Annotated in this window: 22 protein-coding genes; all 22 read right to left on the minus strand. The window is 28.2% G+C overall.

All coding sequences use genetic code 11. The annotated features are described in order from the left end of the window. Positions 1-170: 170 nt before the first annotated feature. Positions 171-779: a hypothetical protein gene (locus K0039_RS18105; RefSeq protein ID WP_228106475.1), complete on the minus strand. Its 609-nt coding sequence runs from the start codon at positions 777-779 to the stop codon at positions 171-173. After that, positions 757-1131 (minus strand): hypothetical protein, encoded by a 375-nt coding sequence (locus K0039_RS18110; protein WP_228106476.1) that lies wholly within the window; start codon positions 1129-1131, stop codon positions 757-759. Before K0039_RS18110 ends, K0039_RS18105 begins: the two co-directional genes overlap by 23 nt. Next, positions 1112-1351 (minus strand): helix-turn-helix domain-containing protein, encoded by a 240-nt coding sequence (locus K0039_RS18115; protein ID WP_228106477.1) that lies wholly within the window; start codon positions 1349-1351, stop codon positions 1112-1114. The genes K0039_RS18110 and K0039_RS18115 overlap by 20 nt, the downstream gene beginning before the upstream one ends. 20 nt (positions 1352-1371) lie before the next feature. Continuing rightward, positions 1372-2331: a hypothetical protein gene (locus tag K0039_RS18120; RefSeq protein ID WP_228106478.1), complete on the minus strand. Its 960-nt coding sequence runs from the start codon at positions 2329-2331 to the stop codon at positions 1372-1374. A gap of 201 nt (positions 2332-2532) precedes the next feature. Next, complete coding sequence (locus tag K0039_RS18125) at positions 2533-3690, minus strand: ABC-2 transporter permease family protein (RefSeq protein WP_228106479.1); 1158 nt, start codon at positions 3688-3690, stop codon at positions 2533-2535. Positions 3691-3702: 12 nt separating this feature from the next. Next, positions 3703-4584: an ABC transporter ATP-binding protein gene (locus K0039_RS18130; protein WP_228106480.1), complete on the minus strand. Its 882-nt coding sequence runs from the start codon at positions 4582-4584 to the stop codon at positions 3703-3705. Between the two features lie 9 nt (positions 4585-4593). Then, positions 4594-5442, minus strand: a complete 849-nt coding sequence (locus tag K0039_RS18135; protein WP_228106481.1) for a hypothetical protein — start codon at positions 5440-5442, stop codon at positions 4594-4596. Beyond that, complete coding sequence (locus K0039_RS18140) at positions 5405-5989, minus strand: RNA polymerase sigma factor (RefSeq protein WP_228106482.1); 585 nt, start codon at positions 5987-5989, stop codon at positions 5405-5407. The genes K0039_RS18135 and K0039_RS18140 overlap by 38 nt, the downstream gene beginning before the upstream one ends. A 308-nt stretch (positions 5990-6297) precedes the next feature. Beyond that, positions 6298-6807 carry an OB-fold protein gene (locus K0039_RS18145; RefSeq protein ID WP_228106483.1) on the minus strand — a complete coding sequence of 170 codons (510 nt, stop codon included), beginning with the start codon at positions 6805-6807 and terminating at the stop codon, positions 6298-6300. 33 nt (positions 6808-6840) lie between these two features. Next, positions 6841-7953 carry a hypothetical protein gene (locus tag K0039_RS18150; RefSeq protein ID WP_228106484.1) on the minus strand — a complete coding sequence of 371 codons (1113 nt, stop codon included), beginning with the start codon at positions 7951-7953 and terminating at the stop codon, positions 6841-6843. A gap of 86 nt (positions 7954-8039) precedes the next feature. Beyond that, positions 8040-9002, minus strand: a complete 963-nt coding sequence (locus K0039_RS18155) for a hypothetical protein (protein WP_228106485.1) — start codon at positions 9000-9002, stop codon at positions 8040-8042. A gap of 153 nt (positions 9003-9155) precedes the next feature. Continuing rightward, on the minus strand, positions 9156-12944 hold the full coding sequence (locus K0039_RS18160; protein ID WP_228106486.1) for a phosphoribosylformylglycinamidine synthase: 3789 nt from the start codon (positions 12942-12944) through the stop codon (positions 9156-9158). 24 nt (positions 12945-12968) lie between these two features. Continuing rightward, positions 12969-14219 carry a phosphoribosylamine--glycine ligase gene (gene purD / locus K0039_RS18165; protein WP_228106487.1) on the minus strand — a complete coding sequence of 417 codons (1251 nt, stop codon included), beginning with the start codon at positions 14217-14219 and terminating at the stop codon, positions 12969-12971. Between the two features lie 12 nt (positions 14220-14231). Then, complete coding sequence (gene purH, locus K0039_RS18170) at positions 14232-15764, minus strand: bifunctional phosphoribosylaminoimidazolecarboxamide formyltransferase/IMP cyclohydrolase (RefSeq protein WP_228106488.1); 1533 nt, start codon at positions 15762-15764, stop codon at positions 14232-14234. Next, positions 15757-16350, minus strand: coding sequence for a phosphoribosylglycinamide formyltransferase (gene purN / locus K0039_RS18175; protein WP_228106489.1), 594 nt, complete (start codon positions 16348-16350; stop codon positions 15757-15759). Before purN ends, purH begins: the two co-directional genes overlap by 8 nt. Beyond that, positions 16344-17420, minus strand: coding sequence for a phosphoribosylformylglycinamidine cyclo-ligase (purM, locus tag K0039_RS18180; RefSeq protein ID WP_228106490.1), 1077 nt, complete (start codon positions 17418-17420; stop codon positions 16344-16346). Before purM ends, purN begins: the two co-directional genes overlap by 7 nt. Continuing rightward, the gene (purF, locus tag K0039_RS18185) at positions 17414-18784 is read right to left on the minus strand and encodes an amidophosphoribosyltransferase (RefSeq protein ID WP_228106491.1); all 1371 of its coding nucleotides are present in this window, start codon (positions 18782-18784) and stop codon (positions 17414-17416) included. The genes purM and purF overlap by 7 nt, the downstream gene beginning before the upstream one ends. A 16-nt stretch (positions 18785-18800) precedes the next feature. Further along, a complete protein-coding gene (gene purC / locus K0039_RS18190; RefSeq protein ID WP_228106492.1) occupies positions 18801-19496 on the minus strand; it encodes a phosphoribosylaminoimidazolesuccinocarboxamide synthase in 696 nt (231 codons plus the stop codon). A gap of 5 nt (positions 19497-19501) precedes the next feature. Next, positions 19502-19978, minus strand: a complete 477-nt coding sequence (purE, locus tag K0039_RS18195) for a 5-(carboxyamino)imidazole ribonucleotide mutase (RefSeq protein WP_228106493.1) — start codon at positions 19976-19978, stop codon at positions 19502-19504. Between the two features lie 571 nt (positions 19979-20549). Continuing rightward, the gene (locus K0039_RS18200; protein WP_228106494.1) at positions 20550-21875 is read right to left on the minus strand and encodes an NCS2 family permease; all 1326 of its coding nucleotides are present in this window, start codon (positions 21873-21875) and stop codon (positions 20550-20552) included. Positions 21876-22155: 280 nt separating this feature from the next. After that, on the minus strand, positions 22156-22830 hold the full coding sequence (locus K0039_RS18205) for a copper homeostasis protein CutC (RefSeq protein ID WP_228106495.1): 675 nt from the start codon (positions 22828-22830) through the stop codon (positions 22156-22158). A gap of 137 nt (positions 22831-22967) precedes the next feature. Then, entirely contained in the window at positions 22968-23996 is a 1029-nt protein-coding gene (locus K0039_RS18210) for a BMP family lipoprotein (RefSeq protein WP_228106496.1), read from the minus strand. Positions 23997-24065 lie beyond the last annotated feature (69 nt).

The following is a 24065-nucleotide window of genomic DNA, read 5'->3' on the forward strand; positions in this document are numbered from 1 at the left end:
AAAAAGCCTACATATGAGCAGGCTTTTACTAATAAATTATAAATTAAAATTCATCGTTCATGAAAATTCACAGGGAACATTCGATGACACTTATGCTATGATCCTTCGCATTTGCTTATTTTCAATCTATATATACTAATATTTCTCTGTGTATTAGTTAATATTTTTTATTATTTTTTAATATATAAATTCTTAGGTATTACTATACCATTTTTGTTGGCATAATTACAAAGATGATTAATCTCCTCGTTATTTATTTTATATCTATCATAAATAGTACGTTTAGTTATTTCTTTTCCATTCTTATCAATGCAAATCTCTTCTACTATTATATATGCTGTATTTTTACCTATTTTAAATTTATAATCATTATTCTTGTGTACAATATCTTTTGTGTTTATAACTGTATCATTACTACTAATTTCTTTTATTTTTATACTTTTTAACTCATCGACAGGCTCAACACTTACTGTATAGGTAAATTTTTCAGTCTTACTTTTTGAATTGTCATTAGTTGTACTATTACTGCTTGCTGAAGTCGATGATATTCCTTCCTTTTCTCCATCAACATGAATACTACTTCCGTCCCTTACAGTATAATATTTTTTACCCTCTTTAATTATAGGATTAAATTGAATGATTCCCTTAAACTTGCTTGTAACATATATTGTAGCTTCAATTTTATTTTCTTCAGAAGTTGCATTTATATCAGGTTCTGGTACTGTTTCTGTATCTTCTGTAGTAATAATTTCTTTACTATTTTCCTCTGTAATTAACATTTAAACTAAAATGTATATTTTGAAATACATTATCACCAACTGCACTTTTTAATTTGTTTTCACCTTTTCCTTCTTTATGCAGAAAAAGTGCATATCCTTTTAAATTTCCAAATTTATATTTTTCTATATCTTTATCAAATATTTTTTCTCCAAAAGTACCATAATATTTTTTATATTCATCATCAAAAGTAGAATCTTTACCATCTAATTCATAAGTAATAAATGTTCCACATAAGTTTTCCACTTCTTTATACTGGCTATCCTCTTTTGCTAATTGGCAACCAGATAAATTAATTACACTTCCTATTACTAATACCAAACTTAATATTTTCTTATTGGTTTGAATCCTCATCCTCATTATCCCCCAATTTACCATCAAATTTTAATATGTCCCCTATTTCACAATCTAAATAAAAACAAATTTTGTTTATAGTTTCAAATCTTACACCTTTGGCCTTTCCACTTCTAAGTATGGAAAGGTTAGCTTCTGTAATGCCTATTATTTTGGCAAGTTCCTTAGATGTCATTTGTTTTTTCTTCAATACATCTTCTAAGTGTACTTCTATGCCCATTTCTTGCCTCCTTATTTTAGCTAAATAATTGTATTATTATCATCGTATAAATCCTTACTTTCTTGAAAATATTTACATAATATTATTCCCACAAAAGCAACTATTAAAGGTATAAATGGCACACTTAAAAACATATTAATATCTCTTATAGTAGAAGATAAAAATAACTGCATACCGTTTATTAATAGAGAATATATAACTGATAAATATACGGTTATTTTGCTATATTCATATATTTTCTTAATGCTTTCTACTACAGTTTCTCCGTATTGATTTTGTCTAAAATCATTAATAAGTTTTATCCCCACAAAAATAACTATCATTGACATTATCATAGGAGCAACTGATAAAATATATTTTATTATATAAAATATAAATCCAGATTTATATAACTTGCTTAAAAGATCAAATATTCCAAAATAAAATATTACTATTATATCCGATATTAAAAATAAAACTAAAATTATTTGAAGGCCTTTTAAAGCATTTTTATTATTAGTTTTTTCTTGTAATGATAAAGAAGTTAGTGAAATTAGTACAAAATAGCTAATTATTATAATATAAAACATCATAGATACACATAGTTTTCCTGCACTTATAAATCCTTCACTACCATATAGATCATTGGGTAATAAGGAGTAAAGTTCCATGGGATTTATAAACTGGTATATTGCGTAAAATAAATATGTACTTGCACCTATTAATATACAATCTATCTCTTTGTTACTCCCTTTCTTATATTTGTATAGATAAATTAATGAAGGTATTAAACAAGTTAATATATAGATAAACAAAGCTATAATATTTCCAATTATTGATGAAAGTGATAATTTTCTAAGTCCATACCCTATTAAGTCAAATGGATAATACATAATATAAAGGCTACTTTCTGATTTTAAAATAAATATCATTATGAAGCTTAATACCAATGATACTATTGATGTTATCACTAGTATTTTTTTCGTTTTCAACATGTTCATAAGTATTTCCCCTTCCCCTAATTATTATTGTAAAACAATAATTATAATATAATAGTATCAGTACAATTATTGTTTACCAATAATTTATTATGTAATTTTAAAAATAATACAAAAATGCACATAGAAGATTTTCTCCCATGTGCATCAATTGTATTTTATTTTAAATAATTTGATATAAATTCTAAATTTATAATTCGTTAGCTATATAGTCTGTTTTTTTCCAAAATATCTTATTAAATATATTACAATTGGTATAAATACAACTACTAGACTTATTAATAAAGTTGAATATAATACGGGTGTTCCCAGAATATTATAAGTACTAGGATTTACAAACATACCTTCTATTTTAATAGCTTCTGCTAAGTTTATTTCCCTAAATACCCTTCCTACTGAATCCATTGGGATGAAATTTCCGAAAAATGCTGGAATATAGTACAAACCTAAACTTAATAATAAAGCTATCATATTATTTTTTACTAATAATGACATCAACATCGTTACTAAAGAATATAATATTGCACCTATAAAGCTTATACCTAATCCTGTTATATAAAAGTCAATAACTCTCATATCGAAAGGTGTATTTCCATAGTATTTAAATAACTCTAAAGGCGTACTCCACCCTCTAAAATCATATAGTAAGGCTCCAATCATATATACAACATTTATTATAATAAATATTGTTGCTGTAAATATTAAACCAGTTATCATCTTAGATAAAACTATCTTATTCTTTCCATATTTACAACTTAACATTATTTGTGCGCTATTGCTTTGATATTCATCACTAAATATTGCTGCTAATCCTACTGCTATTAGAGTTGTTATCAATGTTGCTATTGCTTTAAAGTCCACAGTTGACAGCCACCCATGAGAAAAATAAAATTTTGATTCTTGTACATTTTTCACTTTTTCATATATAAAATTAAGATTCTTATATTCATATGTATCTGTTTTATTTTCATTTTTTAATTTATTTATTTCATCTTTCATTTCATCTATTGTATAGTATTTGTTATTTATTATATATGTGGGATATGGTGATCTCATTGTATCGTACAAATAATTCATATAAATAATTTCTTTTTTAGTAAGTTTTTCTCCCCTGCTTTTCTTTTCTTTTAAATCATTTATAGTATTTTCTGCCTTAATTGCACTTTCTTCTGTAATAGCCTTTCCATCGTACTCTTTCATAATACTATATACATCATCTATATGATCTACACCTTGATATTTAACATATACACTTTCAGCAACTACATTAAAAATTCCAAATAATATAGTTAATAACAAAACTATACGTACTGATTTTTTAGAAAATATTTTATATAACTCAAATTTTATCAAATCTAACATTTCAAAATCCCCCTATATACTGACACTTTCATTAAAATAATATAAAAATACATCTTCTAAATTTGGCTCTTCTTCTATGTATTTAAATTTATTTATATTAGGTTTCTTATCTCCAACTACTCTTACGTTAATTCCACTATTATTTCTTATCATACTAGATATTTTAAACTTATTTTCAACCTCTTCTAAATCACATTCATTAACACTTATTGTGTACACCTTACCTCTAACAGTATCTAAAATATCCTCTAATGATGATTTTTCAACTAATTTCCCATCTTTCATAACAAGTACTTCATTTGCTATAAACTCTATATCAGAAACTATATGTGTTGATAGTATTACTATTTTTCCTTTAGATAATTGTGATATTAAGTTTTTAAATCTTATCCTTTCATTTGGATCAAGACCTGCCGTAGGTTCATCTAATATAAGTATTTTAGGGTCATTTAAAAGAGCTTGTGCAATTCCTAGTCTTTGCTTCATACCTCCTGAAAACTTTCCTATTCTTCTTTTTCTATCTTGTTCTAAGTTAACAAATTTTAGAAGTTCATCGACTTTACTTTTTTCAATATTTTTATCAACACCTTTTAATGCTGCTACATAATATAAAAATTTTTCTGCTGTAAAATTTTTATAAAATCCTATATGTTGAGGAACATAACCTATTAAATCTCTATACTCAGCACCTAGCTCACTTTTACTTTCTCCATTAACTAAAATATCTCCACTACTGGCACTAGAAACGTCTGCAAGTATTCTCATAAGAGTTGTTTTTCCTGAACCATTTGGTCCAAGTAGACCATATATTCCACTATTTAAAGTTACGCTAAATTTATCAACAGCTATTTTATCTTTAAATTCTTTGCTTATATTCTTTATAATAAGTTCCATAAAATCCCCCTAAAAATCAAATGTTCTAGTATCTATACTATTAATACTTTTCTTATAAAATAATTTCATTGATACTAATGTAAATATTACTGATATACCCAAAGTCATAAATGTATTAATATGAGTTATATCAGCTATTGTTTCATACACGCTAATGCTCATTGCACCTAAAATCCATATTGATATACATAAGGCAATGCTATTTATACCTCTGTAGAAAGAAGTGATAATCAAAGATAATGATCCTACTAAGAATATAGGAATTAGCCATATACTAATCATTTTTAGTAAATTTATTTGCGAGTAAGCATTATTTAAAATAAGACTCATCATGATGCTTATTAATACTGAAACTACATTTATAATTACTAACCTTGAGAAGACAATTTCTCTTAAAGAATATTTATAGCTAAGCTCCAACTCCCAAACATTTTCTTCTCTTCCTTTTATTATTTCAAATATACCAATCAAGATTGGTATAGGTGCAATTATAGTTGCACTTAAATATATACTTAAATTTAATTTTATCGTAGTTATAGTTCCTACAAGAATTAGTAATAAGGATGCTATAAAATATACTTTACTGATTAAGCTAAACTGAAATTTTAATAAGCTTATATTTTCTTTTATTCTATCTACAAGGTGATCCTGTACTTTAACATGTTGCAATTCTTCTTTTGGCATATATGATTTTAATATATCAATTGTTGAATCTATTTTTTCTTCATCAACCTTACTTACTACATAACTATCCAGAAAATCTTCTATATCTATTAAATCTGCTTCCAATAATTCTTCAAATTGTTCATCTTCTATATTTTCACATCTTAGGCTGTGAATATTTAGATTTTTCTTCACATATATCACCTCCAAGTAATTTTTTAAGGTTTTTGATTCCATTGTAAAGCCTTGATTTTATTGTGTTTTCATTGTCTCCAGTTATAGTGCTTATCTCTTTTATTTTTAAATCATTATAGTACTTTAATAAAATAGCTTCTCTCTGAAGTTTTGGTAAATTTTCAACAGCTTCCTTTATTTTTATTGCTTCTTCTCTTTTATAAATTATATCGATTACATTGGATTTATCTTCTATTTGATGATTTTCTATATCACAAATTTCACTTCTTTGTATATATGTTTTACTTTTAAAATAATCTTTTGTCGTGTTTACTGCTATTTTTAATAACCAGTTTTTAAATTTACCACTATCTAAATTATATTTATCTATGTTTTTCATCATTTTTATAAATACTTCTTGAGTTATATCATAGGATGTATTGTAATCATTTGTGGTCCTGTATATATAGCTATGTACAAGGTCATAATTTCTCTTAACTAGTATTTCCATAGCACTTTCATTGCCTTTTAATATCTCTTTTATTAATTTTTCATCTGTCTGAGCCAAATCATCATCCTCCTTTCACTTATATAACGAGTTGTATTTATAAAAAGTTTTATTTTTTCTAAAATATATTTAAATTTCTATTTATTATTTTACTATAACAATATTAGAAAAATGTAATATTAAACTTGTATAAAACAAAATAGGAGTTAACCATTATAGGCTAAATACTATTTGTACTTATTCTATAATAGTTAACTTCTTTTTAATAAAATGTTGATTATAATACAACTGTATTATGTATAATTTTTAATTATTCCTGTATATTTTTAGGTAGTAACAATTTTGTGCCCCCCTTGTATATTTTAATATTAACATTTAAACACGGTACAGTCGCTTACTCTTAATACATTTTTTCTTCTAAACAACCTACCCGTACTCATTTTTAATTTATCACCTTTTTTTAAGTTAAATAAATAATCAAAATCTTCTTCAAATGCAAAATAACATTCAATGATATAATTTCTGCTATTCGTTTTTAAATAAACTAATACTTTACTTTTATGTACTATATTAATACTATCTACTTCTCCATTTATCAATATTGGCTTGCGTCTATATAATTTATCTGCAAATAAAAAATCTTCCTCATAAGCATTAATTAACTCCTCTACTGTTACTTCTATACGTGGTAATTCACATCTATATAGAGTTAATTCATTTCCGATCCTCTCCAGTTGCCCATCCTTAGCTACTATTAAACCACCTTGATGTAGATTTGATAAGTAGTAATAATTATCTTGTTCAAAATGACAATAAATTGAGTATTTACTATTGTAAGAATAAAATTTAACCGAAGCATACATATCTTTTAGTTTCATAACTTCTTCAATATAACCAGTAAGGTTGATACCTTAATTCGTTAAATTATCATGATTCATACTTTCATCTTCTATAATATAATCATCCAAGGGATATAATAAATTTCTATCAGAGTTTTTTTGATCTTTTTCATACATATCTATAAGTCTCTTAGCTGTTAAATTAATACTTTTATCTTCATATAGCTCAAAATCTATGTTTTGTACAGTTTTTATAACCCTTGATTTCTTACAGTTATTTTCTAATTCCTTTCCTAGCAATCCACTTTTAGCAAAAATATATAAATCATTTTTAACTTCTTTGGTTATGTCTTCCTGATTTGAATCATTGCATTGAAATACTAGTCTATTTTTTCCATCAATATTTTCTATTTTCACATTCTCACTAAATATTCGACTATAATTTCTTATTGCTTTTAAATGATTTTCTATTTTATAACATTTTCTTGAAATATAGTTTATATTTGTTATATACTCATTGTCCAATGATTCTAAGATAATATAGATTCTATAATTTTCTACATAATTATAAGGAATGTCTCTAGACTCTACCCAAATTCCATTCCTTAAAAATCTTTCATTTTGAACCTTTTCAAAATCACTCATTTTCACACCAGGTTTACCATTATGAGTGTACTGACCATATTTATACTCTGTTTCATTATATATATCTATCTCATTTAGTTCATCTTCTTTTTCTCTCCAGTCATCCCAATATTGACCGCCATAGTACCATGATTGATATATTTCTTCACTATCTTCATCGTCTTCATAGTCCCAATCAATCTCTTCATCTTCATCATAATAACAAGCTTCTTTTAACTTTTGATATTTATACTCTTTATATTCAACTTTTAAAAATTGTTCTTTTTCTTTACATGTTAATAGCTCATCTAAAATATCTACATCATCTACTACAAGATTTTTATAAGTATTTTCTTCTTTTGTATATTTAAATCCTAAATCAAATATATTATCATCTTCTACTTGATTAACTTTACAGACTTCTCTAGCCTTAAACCTCTCCTTAAAATACTTTAAAACATCCTCTTTTTTAGCTGGTATATCTTCTTTTTTATCTAAATATATTTTATAATTGTAATCATTCTTATTTATCAGCTTTTCATATAAGTAAATTTTATCCATAATTGCTCCTTATTTACCTAATCACTTTATGTTATATCTTATAATTACATATTCTAGTATTATATAATTACACTAGAAATTATTTATTACTTCATAAAATCTATGATTAAATCTTCTGCGTGCACCTTTATCACAGTATATTCCTCTACTCCTACTAATAATTGAAACTCTATGGAATTATCAAAATCTATTTTTATACAACAAGAATGAATAGAACCCGTATAATTAGCTTCCAATTCTCTTACTCCTATAAATCTAATTTGTAGTAATTCAACTTCTGGATCATCCTCATTAAATTCAAAATAACTAGGACCGCTTTCTATCCTAATATAAAAATCACCTCTATATGTCTTTCCAAAATCATTTACTGTACATTCTCTAAAATCAAAATTTTCAACAAAATATTGAATATCCTTCGATACTTTTAAGTTTTTAGTTCTCTTTAATCTATCATATTGATCTGTTATTACTTTGCTCATTGATATTAATTCATTAAACCTATAATAATAACCTATATCATCATTATTTTGCCACTGCTGTAAAATTTTTAATTTGAATTCTTCACCTTTTTGTTCACTTAAATGCTTATAATATTCATTTACATAATTTTTATCAGATATATTTTCTATTTCCTCAATTACTAACTCTTTAGCTTCAATTTGTGGTATAAATGTTTCTTCTTCCTCTATTTCATGTAAATCTTCAATATATATTAAAATTGCAGCTTTGAACCCACCTTGCGTTTTGTACAATACAGTTTTATCAATTTTTTGATCTATTAATCTGTATAGATCATAATATAAACCTTTAAATGTTAATCTTAAATAATTAAATTCTAATTTTGTGTTTCTACAATCTAACTCCACTATGTGATTATTTTGAAAATCATATTGTTCATATTTAACTATTGCGCCATTTAACAAATTATTTTCAAATATATACTTATACTTTACATCGCTCATAAAACTCACATTTTTTTCTGAGTAATTCCAATCTATATTTTCTGTTATATCGTTACAAAATATTTCATACATACTTTTTTTATGCATAAATTAACCTCTCCCCACATTCTGAAATATTGTTATTCCCCTCAAATAGTTTTATGAATATATTAGCATATTATAATAAACATTAAAATATAGTTTCCATACTCAACATAAAATGCACATAGAAGGCATTCTCCTATGTGCATTAATTACATCCTATTTAAAATAATTTACTCCAGACTCAAATATCTTTTGATCCTTTTCGCCTATTATGTTTTTCATTACATGTTTACCAATTCTTTCAGAATGACCCATCTTACCAAATATTCTACCATCAACACTAGTTATACCTTCTACTGCAAAGTATGAACCATTTGGATTGTATTCTATATCATAAGTTGCCTCACCATTTAAGTCAACATATTGAGCTGCTATTTGACCGTTTTCAAGTAGTTGCTTGAATACTTCTTCATTAGCAACGAATTTACCTTCTCCGTGAGATACTGCTACGTTGTGTATATCTCCAACTTCTGTCCCTGCTAGCCAAGGAGATTTATTAGAAGATATTCTTGTTCTTATAATTTTAGCTTGATGTCTTCCTATATTGTTATAAGTTAATGTAGGAGCATCTACAACAGTTTCTCTTATTTCTCCATAAGGTACAAGTCCTAACTTTATTAATGCTTGGAATCCATTACATACACCTAACATTAAACCATCTTGCTTAGTTAAGAATTCATTTAAAGCCTCTGCTATTTTAGGGTTTCTAAATACAGTTGCTATAAATTTACCTGATCCATCTGGCTCATCACCAGCACTGAATCCTCCTGGTAACATTATTATTTGAGAAGTTTTTATTTCATTTACTATAGTTTCTATAGACTGCTCTATATCTTTGTAAGTTAAGTTTTTGAACACTTTTATACTACTTTTAGCTCCTGCTCTTTCGAAAGCTCTTGCTGAATCGTACTCACAGTTTGTACCAGGGAATGCTGGTATAAATACTTTTGGAGTAGCTATTGAAGAAGCAGGTTTTGATCTTTCATTAGTTGTTACAAAGCTTATAGTTTCTATTTTGTCTTTAATTTCTTTAGCTTTTGTTGGGAATATTGGCTCTAAAGTACTTTCGAAAGCTTTGTATAATTCATTTAAAGATATTCTTTCATCTTTAACTAATATACTTGGCCCTTCTAAAGTTTTTCCTACTACTTTATAGTTATATCCATCTAATAAAGCTAAATCTTCTTCATTTATTTCTAGTAACATATTTCCATAAGCAGCGTTGAATATATTACTAGGACATATACCTTCATTAACTTTAAATCCTATTTTATTACCAAATGCCATTTTAGCTATAGCTTCACCTAATCCACCATAACCTAAAGCATAAGATGCTAAAACTTTTTTATCTTGAATTAAAGTTCTCACTTTGTCTAAGTTTCTTTTTAACTCATCAAAGTCTAGTACATCATTTTCTAATTTATTAGTTATTAACTCAACTACTGTTGAATTAGCTTTTTTAAATTCAGGAGATACTACATAATCAGCATCTACTGTATCAACTGCAAATGAAACTAATGTTGGAGGTACGTCTATATCTTTGAAAGTACCAGACATACTGTCTTTTCCACCTATTGCAGGTATTTCTAATTTATTTTGAACATAATATGCTCCAAGTAAAGCAGCAAATGGTTTACCCCATCTAGTAGCATCTTCTCCTAGTTTTTCGAAGTACTCTTGTAAAGTAAGTCTAGTTGTTTTGTAGTTACCACCTATTGCAACTAATTTACAAATAGATTCTACTACTGCATATAAAGCTCCGTGGAATGGACTCCATTTTCCTATTTTAGGATTATATCCAAATGTCATTATAGTTGAAGTAGTTGTTTCTCCACCTAGTACTGGTATTTTTGCAACCATACCTTGTGATGGAGTTGCTTGATGTTTTCCACCAAAAGGCATTAATACTGTATTTCCACCTATTGTATTGTCAAATTTTTCAACTAAACCTTTGTGTGAACATATATTTAAATCAGCTAAAGCTTTTTCAAATTTTTGTTTCATAGAGTTTGATTCACATGAAACATTACCTTTTGTAAAGAATGTTTCTTCTTCATTTACTTTGTTAACATGAATATCCGTTGTTTGTTTTATTCCGTTTGTATCTAAGAACTCTCTTTTTAAATTAACTATTGTTTGGTCTTTCCAAGTTAATCTTAAATATCCAGTGTCAGTTACTGTCGCAACATGAGTTGCTTCTAAGTTTTCTTCTCCAGCTAGTGCTATGAACTTTTCTTTGTTTGCTGGATCTATAGCAACTGCCATTCTTTCTTGTGACTCAGATATGGCAAGTTCTGTTCCATCTAATCCATCGTATTTTTTAGGAACTAAATCTAAGTTTATATCTAAACTTTCAGCTATTTCTCCTATAGCAACACTTACTCCACCTGCACCAAAGTCATTACATCTTTTTATCATCCTAGCAACTTCTTTATTTCTAAAGAATCTTTGAATTTTTCTTTCGTTAGGAGCATCACCTTTTTGTACTTCTGCTGAACAAGTTTTTATTGATTCTTCACTGTGTTCTTTTGATGAACCAGTAGCTCCTCCACAACCATCTCTTCCTGTTTTTCCTCCAAGAAGAACAATTATATCTCCAGCTTCTGGTCTAACTCTTACTACGTTTTCTTTCGGTGCTGCAGCTATTACTGCTCCAACTTCCATTCTTTTAGCTACGAAATCTTCATCATACACTTCTGCAACTTGACCAGTAGTTAAACCTATTTGGTTACCATAAGAGCAATATCCATTAGCTGCTTCTGTAGTTATTTTCTTTTGCATTAACTTACCTGGTAATGTATCTTCTAAAGATGATCTAGGGTCTGCACTACCTGTAACACGCATTGCTTGATATACGTAGCTTCTTCCTGAAAGTGGATCTCTTATAGCTCCCCCTAAACAAGTAGCAGCTCCACCAAATGGTTCTATTTCAGTTGGATGGTTATGAGTTTCATTTTTGAACATTACTAAGTATTTTTCAATCTTTCCATCAACATTAACATCAACATTTATAGAACAAGCATTTATTTCTTCACTTTCATCTAAATCTTCTAGCTTTCCTTCTTTTCTTAGTTGTTTCATAGCTATAGTTGCTATATCCATTAAGCAAACATCTTTGTCTCTATCAACATAGACCTTGCTTCTTGATTGTAAATACATATCATAAGCTTCTTTTATTATGTCATTGTATTTACCCTCTTCTATTTTAACGTCTTCTATTTTAGTCATAAATGTAGTGTGTCTACAGTGATCTGACCAATAAGTATCAAGAACTTTTATTTCTGTTATAGTAGGGTTTCTTCTTTCTTCATTTTTGAAATAGTTTTGAACGTGTTGTAAGTCAGCTAAAGTCATAGCTAACCCTTGATTATTTAAGAAGTTTTCTAATTCTTCACTTGAATAATCCACAAAACCATCTAAGATCTCCACAGCTGTTGGTACTTCAACTTCCATTTCTAAAGTGTTTGGTATTGATAAATCAGCTTCTCTACTGTCTACTGGATTTATGCAGTATGATTTTATTCTTGCGAAATCTTCATCACTTATATCTCCACTTAATATATATACTATAGCTGTACTTATGTTAGGTCTTTTACCATCGTTAACTATTTGTATACATTGAGCTGCCCAATCTCCCCTTTGGTCGTATTGACCTGGCAAGTATTCTATGGCAAATATTCTATCATTTTCATTTATCTCTTGTACTTCATCATAAGAAACTATGTCTAAGTTAGTTTCTGAGAATATAGTTTTAGCTGCATTTTCAAAAACTTCTTCATTTAGATCTTCTACGTCATATCTATTTAAAACTCTTATGTTTTCTATTGTATCTATGTGTAAACTTTCTATTAAATCCTTTTTTAAACTTTGAGCTTCTAAGTCAAATCCTGCTCTTTTCTCAACTAAAACTCTTCTTACAGTTCTTTGTAAATCCATAGTGTTCATTAACATTCCTCCAAATTTGAAAATTTATTTCCATATATCTTTTCTATAATGCATTCCTTCAAAGTTTATTTTTTTAATATTTTCATAAACTTTATCAGACGCTTCTTTAACGGAACTTCCCTTTGCAGTTATTCCTATTACTCTTCCACCGTTTGTTACTATATTTTCTTTATCAAACTTAGTTCCACTGTGGAATACAACTATATCTGAATCTAAATTTTCAAGCCCTGTTATTACTTTCCCTTTTTCATAGGCTTCAGGATATCCTCCTGAAGTAAGCATTACACATATTGCTTCTTCTTTCGAGTAATTTATTTCTATATTTTTAAGATTGTTATCTATGATTGCTGTCATTATTTTATTTAAATCAGTATTTAGTCTAAATAATACTGACTGAGTTTCTGGGTCCCCAAATCTTACATTGTATTCTAGAACTTTAGGTCCTTTTTCAGTTATCATAAGACCAACAAATAGAATTCCCTTGTATTCTAAATTATCTTTTTTAAATCCGTCTAAAGTTTTATCTAAGATTTTTTCTTGTATTTCTTTAGCTAATTCATCTGTATATATTTCACTTGGTGAGAATGTTCCCATTCCACCTGTATTTAATCCAGTTTCATTTTCAAAAACTTTCTTGTGATCTTTTGCACTTACCATAGGAACTATAGTGTCGTTGTCTACAAAAGCAAGAATTGAAGTTTCTATACCAGTTAAAAACTCCTCTATTACTATTTTGTCTCCTGCGTGACCAAATTTATGATCAGCCATCATTTCTTTTAAAGTTTCTATTGCATCTTCTCTGTTTTCTGGAATAACAACACCTTTACCAGCTGCTAAACCATCTGCTTTTATAACTACTGGATATCCAAACTCATCTATTTCATCTATAGCTTTATCTAAGTCTGTATATTCTTTGTATTTTGCAGTAGGAAGATTGTGTCTTATCATAAAGTCTTTAGAGAAAGCTTTACTTCCCTCTAACTGAGCACATTTCTTATTTGGCCCAAATACTTTTAAATTTTCTTTTTCAAACTCATCTACAATACCTGCAACAAGAGGTACTTCTGGTCCTACTATAGTTAAGTCTATTTCATTTTCTTTAGCAAATTGTAGTAAAGCTTCTATATCACTATCCCCAATGTTTACACACTGAGCTACATTAGATATTCCCGCATTACCTGGTGCACAGTATATTTTTTCTACATTAGATTCATTACTTAACTTCCAGCAAATAGCGTGTTCTCTTCCGCCACCACCAACAACTAAAATTTTCATTATTCATACCTCCTAGTGTTTGAAGTGTCTTATTCCTGTAAACACCATTGTCATCTCAAATTTATTACAAGCATCTATAGAATCTTGATCTTTCATTGATCCTCCTGGTTGAACTATTGCTTTTATTCCTACTTCATTTGCAAGAGTTACACAGTCATCAAATGGGAAGAATGCATCTGAAGCAAGTACTGCACCTTCAAAGTTTTTATCTTGGTTGTTCTCTATTGCATTTTTTAATGCCCATATTCTTGACGTTTGACCACATCCTAAAGCTAAAGTTTCTCCATCTTTTACTATAGCTATAGCATTTGATTTCATATTTTTAACTACTTTCATTCCAAATTCCATATCAGCTAATTGCTCTTTAGTTGGTTCAACAGTTGTTACTGTTTCATACTTTGATGCTAAAGTAGTATTTTTATCTTGAATTAATAATTTTCCATCTAAGTATTTCATATCATGAGGTTGTAAGCTATCTTCTAATTTAGCTAATTTTAAAACTCTTAAGTTTTTCTTTCCTCTTAAGATTTCTAAAGCTTCTTCTGTAAAATCATAGGCTACAACTATTTCTAAGAATATTTCATTTAGTTTCTTAGCAGTTTCAGCATCTATAGTTGATGTTATTCCTAGGATTCCTCCAAATATAGAAACTTTATCTGCTTCGTAGCATTTTGTGTAAGCTTCGTAAGCATCTTTTCCAAGACCAACACCACATGGATTAGTGTGTTTAATTGCTACTGAAACTACTTCTTCGCTATCTTTAAATTCTCTCATTAATTCTAAACAACCATGTAAATCATTTATATTATTGAAAGATAATTCTTTTCCGTTTAATTGTTCAAATTTTAATATTGGGTTTTTAGCGTTAGGTTGGCTATATAAAACACCATTTTGATGTGGATTTTCCCCATATCTTAATGTTTGTTCTTTTTGGAAAGCTAAATTTAATATTTCTGGATATTCATCTTTAACTTCTCCTGCAAAGTAACTTGATATAAGAGCATCATATCTACCTGTTGTAGAGAATGCTTTGTAGGCTAATTTTTTTCTATCTTCTAAAGTTAAAGAATCATTTTTTAATTTTTCTATTATCATAGGGTAGTCATTTACATCTACTATTACTGCCACGTCTTTATAATTTTTAGCAGCAGAACGTATCATAGATGGTCCACCTATATCTATATTTTCTATCATTTCTTCATGAGATTTTCCTGCTTTTAAAGTTCCTTCAAAATCATATAGATTTACAACTACTAAATCTATTGGGTTTATGTTGTGTTCATTTACAGTTGCCACATGATTTTCATTATCTCTTTTATATAAAATTCCACCATGTATATATGGATTTAAAGTTTTTACTCTTCCATCTAATATTTCGGGGAATTTAGTTACTTCATCTATTTGTATAGCTTTTACATCTTGTTCTTTTAACATTTTAAAAGTATTTCCTGTAGATATTACTTCATATCCTAATTTGTTTAATTCTGTACAAAACTCTACTACTCCAGTTTTATCAGTTACGCTTACTAATGCTCTTTTAATCATTTATATAAACCCTCCTACCTTGAACAGTTAGCTTATTTTCACAGAACATTGCTATACTTTTCGTAAGTATTTCATGTTCTACGTCTAGTACCCTTGCTGCTAATTTTTTTGCATCATCATCTTGTTTAACTTCTACTATTTTTTGCATGATTATTGGACCTGTGTCTGCTCCTTCATCAACAAAGTGAACTGTTGCTCCAGTGACTTTTGCTCCATAATCAATTACACCTTGGTGTACTTTTTCTCCATAATATCCCTTACCACAAAAAGCTGGGATTAATGACGGATGAATATTTATTATTCTATTTTTATACTCATTTACCAGTTTTGGACTGATTATTTTTAAATAACCAGCCAAAACTACTAAATCTACTTTATTTTCTTTTAATATTTCAATTATTTTATCTTCTTCATTTTCAAAAACAGCTTTTATATTATGATTTTTAGCTCTTTGAAGTCCGAAAGCTTCTAATTTGTTGGATATTACTACTTTTACTTCACCATTTATAGTTTTATTTTCACAGTTATCTATAACAGCTTGTAAATTAGTTCCTCCACCTGAAATTAAAACACCTATCTTTACCATAGTTCAACACCTTCATGATTATCTACAACTTCACCTATTATATAAGCTTTGTCTTTCATTAATTCAGTGTATTTTTCCTCTATTTCAACTTCATTTTGTAAATTGTTATTATTGATGTAGTTAACAACATCTTGTGCTTCGTCTTTATCAACTACTAAGACTAACCCTACACCCATGTTGAAAGATTTATGAAGTTCTCTTTTATCAACCATATCAAGTTTTTCTATCATTTCAAATATAGGTGGCTTTTCCCAAGAATCAGTTTTTATATTTAATCCTAATCCTTCTGGTATAACTCTAGTTATATTTTCTATTACTCCCCCACCAGTTATGTGAGATATAGCTTTTATATTTTGTTTTTCAAGTAAATCTAAAACTAATTTAACATATATTTTTGTTGGAGTTAAAAGTGCTTCACCTAAAGTCATTCCTAACTCTTCTTTATAGTCATTCAAGTCCCATTTTAAAGTATCTAAGAATATTTTTCTTACAAATGAGAATCCATTACTATGTACCCCACTTGATGATATTCCTATTAATACATCACCTTTTTTAACATCTTTTCCACATACTATTTTTTCTTTGTCTGCTATACCAACAGCAAATCCTGCTAAATCATATTCATCTTCAGTGTACATTCCTGGCATTTCGGCAGTTTCTCCACCTATTAATGCACATCCTGACATTTTACATCCGTTGGCAACACCTTCAACTATTTTATCTATATGTTCAGGAACTAACTTTCCTATTGCTATATAATCTAAGAATAACAATGGCTTAGCACCTTGGCAAATTAAATCGTTTACACTCATAGCAACTAAATCTATACCTACTGTGTTATGCTTATCCATCATTTGAGCTAATTTAAGTTTTGTCCCAACACCGTCTGTCGCAGCAAGTAAAACTGGTTCTTTCATAGTTAAAAAGTCTTTTAAGCTATATAATCCACTGAAATTCCCAAGATCACCTATTACATTTTTATCATAAGTTCCTTTAATTTTATTTTTTATTAAGCTTACAGCTCTATTTCCTTCATCTATATTTACACCTGATTGTTCATAAGTTAGCATGATATTGCTTCCCCCTTGTCTATTTTCTTAACTGGATAATCTCCATCAAAACAAGCTTTGCAGAAGTTAAATGGTTCATCAACTGCGTCTAGCATTCCTTCTATATCTAAGAATCTTAAAGAGTCGCATCCTATATACTCTATCATTTCTTCCACAGTTTTATTTGATGCTATCAGTTTAGATCTGTTTGGTGTATCTATTCCGTAATAGCAAGAATATTTAACTGGGGGTGATGTTATTCTTAAGTGTATTTCTTTCGCTCCAGCTTCTCTAAGTGATTTCACTAATAGTCTAGATGTTGTACCTCTAACTATTGAATCATCTACTAGAACTATTGATTTTCCTTTTATAACTCTTGATAAAGGGTTAAGTTTTATCTTAACACCTAATTCTCTTTCTTCTTGAGTAGGTTTTATAAATGTTCTTCCAACATATCTATTTTTTACTAAAGCTTCAGCCACTGGAATTTTACTAGCATTTGCATATCCTATTGCACCTGGCCATCCTGAGTCTGGTACTGGAACTACCATGTCTGCATTTATAGCATCATCTTGTGCTAGTATTCCTCCTGACTTAACTCTAAATTCATAAGCATTTACATCGTCTATAGTTGCATCATTTCTAGCAAAGTAAATATGTTCAAATATGCAACTTTTTTTCATTGATTTATAATTTTCACTGAAATTATATGATTTTAATTCTCCGTCCTTTATTACTACTATTTCACCTGGTTCCACATCTCTGATTACTTCCCCACCTAATATATCTATGGCACAGTTTTCTGATGCAAGAATATATTGGTCATCTTTTTTACCTAAAATTAAAGGCCTGAATCCAAAGGGATCTCTAACTCCTATTAATTCATCATCACTCATAATTACAAGCGAATATGCACCTTTTATATAGTCCATTGTAAGTTTCAAACTTTCTACTATATTACCCTTATAGTACCTAGCAAGGATATAAAGGATTACTTCTGTATCAGTGTTGCTTGTGAACATATATCCATCTTCTTCAAGCATATCTTTTAATGTTTGAGCATTTACTAAGTTTCCATTATGAGCTAATGCAAGGCTTCTTTTTCTTACACTTCCTACTAATGGTTGACAGTTAGCAAAAGCGCTCCCACCTGCTGTGGAGTATCTAACATGAGCTATACCCATATTACCTTGTAATTGCTCTAACTTTTTAGGTGTAAATACATCACCTACAAGCCCCATATCCTTGTAATAGCTTATTTCGTCTCCATTAGATACTGCCATTCCACAACTTTCTTGTCCTCTATGTTGTATAGAATATAATGAATAATATAACTGCTTTGATATGTCTTTGTCTTTAGAGTAAATCCCTACAACTCCGCACATGTGAAATCCTCCTAAATTATTTATTTAACCTTGCTAATACTTCTTCATAACCTTGAACTAAATCTCCAAGATCCCTTCTAAATCTATCTTTGTCTAATTTCTCATTAGTGTTTACATCCCAAAGTCTGCAAGTATCAGGTGAGATTTCATCTGCTAATATTACATTTCCATTTACATCTTCTCCAAACTCAAGTTTGAAATCAACTAGTTTTAAATCCATTTTTAAGAAGAATTTCTTCATTATTTCATTTATTTTTAAAGTTTGAGTTCTTAAAAAATCTATTTCTTCTCTATTTGCTAATTTTAATGCAACTGCATGATCATCATTTAATAGTGGGTCTCCAAAGTCGTCGTTTTTATATGACATTTCAAATATAGGTGTGTCTAATACTATTCCTTCTTCTACTCCATATCTCTTGCAGAATGAACCTGCTGTAATATTTCTTACTATTACTTCTAATGGTAGTATTTCAACTTTTTTTACAAGCATTTCTCTGTCAGATAGGCTTTTTATGAAGTGTGATTCTATTCCTTCTTTTGCTAACTCTTCAAACATAATAGTCGAGATTTTATTATTTAATATTCCTTTTGATGCTATTTCTGCTTTTTTCTCTCCATTAAATGCTGTAGCATCATCTTTGTAGTAAACTACAAACTCATTTTCATTTTCTGTACTATATATTTTTTTCGCTTTTCCTTCGTATAATAACATGTTAATTACCCCCTTAAACTTTCATCATCATTTAAAACTATTTCTGCCATTTCTTTTCTATATGATTTTAAATCCTCTTTTAACTTAGGATATTTTATACTCATTATTTGCATTGCCATTAAAACTGCATTTAAGCCAGAGTCAATTGTAACAGTGGCTACTGGTATTCCACTTGGCATTTGTACCATTGATAAAAGTGAATCTAATCCATCCATTGTAGAAGATTTTATTGGTAATCCTACTACTGGAATTAATGTATTTGCTGCTATTACACCTGGTAGATGCGCTGCTTTTCCTGCTGCTGCTATTATTACGTCAACTTCATTGTCTATTCTTTGTATAAACTCTTCTAACTCTCTTGGTGTTCTATGAGCTGATAAAACACGAACAATAACTTCAACATTATATTTCTTTAAGAAGTTTATCCCCTCTTCTAATTTAGGATAATCTGACTTAGATCCCATAACTACTGCTATTTTCATTATATTCCTCCTTAATTTATGATTGTGAATGCTCTTCACTATCTCTTATTAGATACGAACTATTATATGTTAATAGTATAATAATATTAATATTTTATCAATAGAATTTCATATTTTTATTTTTATTTTTTCCAAAAATATATGTTATATATCGAATTATTAAGTTATATTTATGACAAACGTACATAAATGCTTTATTTTATCGTCTTAATTGACACATATGCTATAATAAATAAAGATATATCCACAATAAAAAGGGAGATTCTTAATCATGATAACTATAGAGAATTATAATATTAATTTTTCAAATGAATTAATAAAAGAATATTTTTAGAAATACTCTAATAACATTTTTCATTTCATATAAAGCTTTAATAAACAATACTCTAAAATACTATTTGATGGGCATGAAAATGGAGATATGCTTAAATGTATAAGTTTATTAGAAGAAGGTTTGGAAACTGAAGATGAATTTTTAGAATTAAATAAAGTCAAAAATTACTTAAATAACTCTAGAAAAAATCAAGCCTAGAAGAATATATCTAGGCTTAATTTTTATAATATTAAATTTTTATCCTAAAAGTACGAATTTTATAATGAATAAGATTGATAAAATTATCATAGATAAGTTTACTTCTTCTTTTCTATTTGTAGCTAATTTTAATAATGTATAAGATAATATACCAAATATTATCCCGTCTCCAATACTATTTGTAAGTGGCATAAATGAGAAAGTTATAAATGCTGGTATAGCATTTGTAAAATCAGAAAAATCAATTTTATTAAGAGATCCAGCCATCATTACTCCAACTATTATTAATACAGCTGAAGTAGCTTGTGTTGGTATTGCAACAAATAATGGAGAAAATAATAGAGACAAAATAAATAACAATCCTGTTGTTATAGCAGTCAAACCAGTTCTTCCACCTTCTCCTATTCCTGATGCACTTTCTATAAATGAAGTTACCGTTGATGTTCCAAGTAAAGCTCCTGTAGTTGTTCCTATAGCATCAGCTAAAAGAGCCTCTCTAGCTTTTGGTATATTTCCATTTTCATCTAAAAGATTTCCTTTTTCAGCAACACCTACCAAACACCCTACTGTATCAAATAAATCAACAAATAATAATGTAAATACTATTATTACCATATTTAGACTAAATATTTCATTAGGATCTACTGAGAATGCTTGTAAAAATACTGGTTTTAGTGAAGGTATGTTAAGTGACATTATACCTTCTGGTAGACTTACTAATTTAAGTGCCATTCCTATAACAGATATTAATACTATAGAAATTAATAATGCACCTTTTTTATTTTTAGCAACTAATACTCCTGTTACTAATAATCCAAATAATGTTAATATAACTAATGGATCATGCATATTTCCTAAACTTCCATCTACTATTATACTTGCATTTTTTAATCCTATATAAGCTATAAATAAACCAACACCTGCTGTTACTGCATATTTTAAGTTTGTTGGTATACATTCAATTATTTTTTCTCTTAAATCTGTTACTGTAAGTAAAATAAATATAAGTCCTTCTATAAATACTGCCATAAGAGCAAATTGCCATGAATATCCCATTTGTAAAACTATGGTATTAGCAAAGAATACATTTAATCCCATACCCGGAGCTAATGCTATTGGATAATTTGCTAAAAATCCCATAAAGAAAGTTGCTATTGCTGCTGATAGAGCTGTTGCAACAAATACTGCTCCTTGATCCATTCCTGTTTGAGAAAGTATCGATGGGTTAACAACTAATATATATGCCATAGTCATAAATGTAGTTATTCCTGCCATTACTTCTGTTTTTGTGTCTGTATTATTTTCTTCTAATTTAAAAATTTTCTGTAGTAAATTTTCTTTTTTTGATTTTGATGTCATTTCCATAATTATCATCACCCTATTTCATATATTATATTTGATTAATGTTCCATACATATCTTATCTTCGACTAAAAATAAGTATTTTTGTTCGTGTTTTATAAGTACAATAATAGAATAACATCTCACATATTTACTGTCAATATACATTTTCGCTTTTTTACGAACTTTTTTTTACTTCTTATAATATTTTATAGTTATTTATATAATAAATACGAACTTTTTATTATGTAATTTACCATTTTACACAAAAAAGAGAAAGCTTGATACTTTCTCTTTAAATTAATCTATAATTTTATTATGCATACTAATTTCTTCAATTTGTCTTCATTTATACCTTTGAAAGGATTATTATCTACTCTTACTGCTGTTCCAAAGTGAAAATCTGTAGCTTTTGTGAATTTTTTTATTTTATCAATATTATCAAAGTTTAATCCTCCACCTAAGAGTATATTTATTCTTTTTTCTTCGTTTATAGTGTCTTTTATTTCATTAATATTTTCAGTTATTGTTTTCTTACCTCCTGATGTTAATATATTTGTTATTTTTTCATATTTTTTAAGTATCTTCATACTTTCATTTAAGTCTGTATCATCTATTGCTCTATGAAAAGTTACATCTAATCCATCACATTCATTCAAAAGTTCAATTAAATGTTTTTCATTAATATTATTTTTCTCATCTAAAACTCCTAAAACCACACCATTAGCACCTGAATCTTTTACTATTTGTATATCTTTTTTCATTATTTTCAAATCTTCTTCACTATATACGAATCCATTTGCATGATGTCTTATCATTACATTTACAGGTATATCTACGCTGTTTACTACACTTTCTATAAGCCCATAACTTGGTGTCAAACCACCTTCAGTTAATGCACTTACAAGTTCTATTCTATCTGCGCCACACTTTTCTATCGACTTAGCATCTTCTACGGTCATTCCTATTATCTCTAGCATTCTCCACCTCTTAGTAAAATATATATTGTTCCTGTGATTGTATTATTTATATAAAAATATTTCAATATATTTCATTATAAAATATTTACTTTACATAAAAATAGAGATAAGAAGTTTTAGCTTCTTATCTCTATTTTTTAGTCTAATTTATCAAGTTCTTTTTCTGTATCTGGAACTTTTATTTCTCCATTTTTAACTTTATCTGCCATAGTATTTACATAGTCTATTATATCTTGAGGAACTAAATTTTTAGTAGATTCAGGTATGCCAACACCGTCCTCTTTTAATCCATATACTTTGGCTTCTCCACCAGTTAATTTTCCATCTTTAAATTCTTTAACTGTATCATATACACCAACATTAACTTTTTTCAAAGCTGATGTTAAAACATTATTTGGTGCTAAGTCACTTTGATCTTTATCTACACCAATTGCGTATTTATTTTGTTCTTTAGCTGACTCTATAGCTCCTACACCTGTGCCACCAGCTGCTGAAAGAATTACATCTACACCTTTTGAATACATTTGATTTGCTATAGATTTACCTTTTGCTGCATCTGCAAAAGTTCCAGCAAATTGGACTTGTACATCTGCCTTATCATTAGATTGATCTATACCATATTCATATCCATATAAAAATCTATATATAATTGGATTTTCCATACCACCTATAAAACCAACTTTATTAGTTTTTGTCATTTTTCCTGCTATCAGTCCAGCTAAAAAAGTAGCTTCATTTTCTTTAAATAATATAGTTGTTATATTTTCAGGTATTTTATTATAAGTTTCATCTATTATAGCAAAACTTAAATCCGGATAATTCTCTGCTTGAGTTTTAATATCTTCTACCATAGTGTTACCAACACCTATAATTAAATCCATTCCATCGTCAGCTAAAGTTTCTATATTCCCAATATATTCAGAGGCCTGCTTTGATTCTATTACTTTTACTTCTACTCCTAATTCTTTCTGTGCTTTTTGTAAGCCTTCCCATGCACTTTGATTAAAAGACTCATCATTTATACCACCTACATCGGCAACCATTCCTACTTTTATAGCTTTAGTATCTTTCGTTTTTGTGTTGTCTTTTTTGCTTGTGCATCCCACTAAACTCATTGAACCTATTAATATTGCTGAACTTAATGCCACAATTTTTTTATAATTCATATTATGCCTCCTGTCATTTTAATAATTATGTATGTATCTATGTTTTATAAAGCTTTGGCATTTATAATC

It is taken from the genome of Terrisporobacter mayombei (assembly GCF_020748465.1).
Lineage (GTDB): Bacteria > Bacillota > Clostridia > Peptostreptococcales > Peptostreptococcaceae > Terrisporobacter > Terrisporobacter mayombei.

What these genes read in the sequence shown, in the direction of transcription:
- K0039_RS18105 (WP_228106475.1), bottom strand. Translation starts at nt 779, where the DNA reads ATGTTAATTACAGAGGAAAATAGTAAAGAAATTATTACTACAGAAGAT.
- K0039_RS18110 (WP_228106476.1), bottom strand. Translation starts at nt 1,131, where the DNA reads ATGAGGATTCAAACCAATAAGAAAATATTAAGTTTGGTATTAGTAATA.
- K0039_RS18115 (WP_228106477.1), bottom strand. Translation starts at nt 1,351, where the DNA reads ATGGGCATAGAAGTACACTTAGAAGATGTATTGAAGAAAAAACAAATG.
- K0039_RS18120 (WP_228106478.1), bottom strand. Translation starts at nt 2,331, where the DNA reads ATGAACATGTTGAAAACGAAAAAAATACTAGTGATAACATCAATAGTA.
- K0039_RS18125 (WP_228106479.1), bottom strand. Translation starts at nt 3,690, where the DNA reads ATGTTAGATTTGATAAAATTTGAGTTATATAAAATATTTTCTAAAAAA.
- K0039_RS18130 (WP_228106480.1), bottom strand. Translation starts at nt 4,584, where the DNA reads ATGGAACTTATTATAAAGAATATAAGCAAAGAATTTAAAGATAAAATA.
- K0039_RS18145 (WP_228106483.1), bottom strand. Translation starts at nt 6,807, where the DNA reads ATGAAACTAAAAGATATGTATGCTTCGGTTAAATTTTATTCTTACAAT.
- K0039_RS18150 (WP_228106484.1), bottom strand. Translation starts at nt 7,953, where the DNA reads ATGGATAAAATTTACTTATATGAAAAGCTGATAAATAAGAATGATTAC.
- K0039_RS18155 (WP_228106485.1), bottom strand. Translation starts at nt 9,002, where the DNA reads ATGCATAAAAAAAGTATGTATGAAATATTTTGTAACGATATAACAGAA.
- K0039_RS18160 (WP_228106486.1), bottom strand. Translation starts at nt 12,944, where the DNA reads ATGAACACTATGGATTTACAAAGAACTGTAAGAAGAGTTTTAGTTGAG.
- purD (WP_228106487.1), bottom strand. Translation starts at nt 14,219, where the DNA reads ATGAAAATTTTAGTTGTTGGTGGTGGCGGAAGAGAACACGCTATTTGC.
- purH (WP_228106488.1), bottom strand. Translation starts at nt 15,764, where the DNA reads ATGATTAAAAGAGCATTAGTAAGCGTAACTGATAAAACTGGAGTAGTA.
- purN (WP_228106489.1), bottom strand. Translation starts at nt 16,350, where the DNA reads ATGGTAAAGATAGGTGTTTTAATTTCAGGTGGAGGAACTAATTTACAA.
- purM (WP_228106490.1), bottom strand. Translation starts at nt 17,420, where the DNA reads ATGCTAACTTATGAACAATCAGGTGTAAATATAGATGAAGGAAATAGA.
- purF (WP_228106491.1), bottom strand. Translation starts at nt 18,784, where the DNA reads ATGTGCGGAGTTGTAGGGATTTACTCTAAAGACAAAGACATATCAAAG.
- purC (WP_228106492.1), bottom strand. Translation starts at nt 19,496, where the DNA reads ATGTTATTATACGAAGGAAAAGCGAAAAAAATATATAGTACAGAAAAT.
- purE (WP_228106493.1), bottom strand. Translation starts at nt 19,978, where the DNA reads ATGAAAATAGCAGTAGTTATGGGATCTAAGTCAGATTATCCTAAATTA.
- K0039_RS18200 (WP_228106494.1), bottom strand. Translation starts at nt 21,875, where the DNA reads ATGGAAATGACATCAAAATCAAAAAAAGAAAATTTACTACAGAAAATT.
- K0039_RS18205 (WP_228106495.1), bottom strand. Translation starts at nt 22,830, where the DNA reads ATGCTAGAGATAATAGGAATGACCGTAGAAGATGCTAAGTCGATAGAA.
- K0039_RS18210 (WP_228106496.1), bottom strand. Translation starts at nt 23,996, where the DNA reads ATGAATTATAAAAAAATTGTGGCATTAAGTTCAGCAATATTAATAGGT.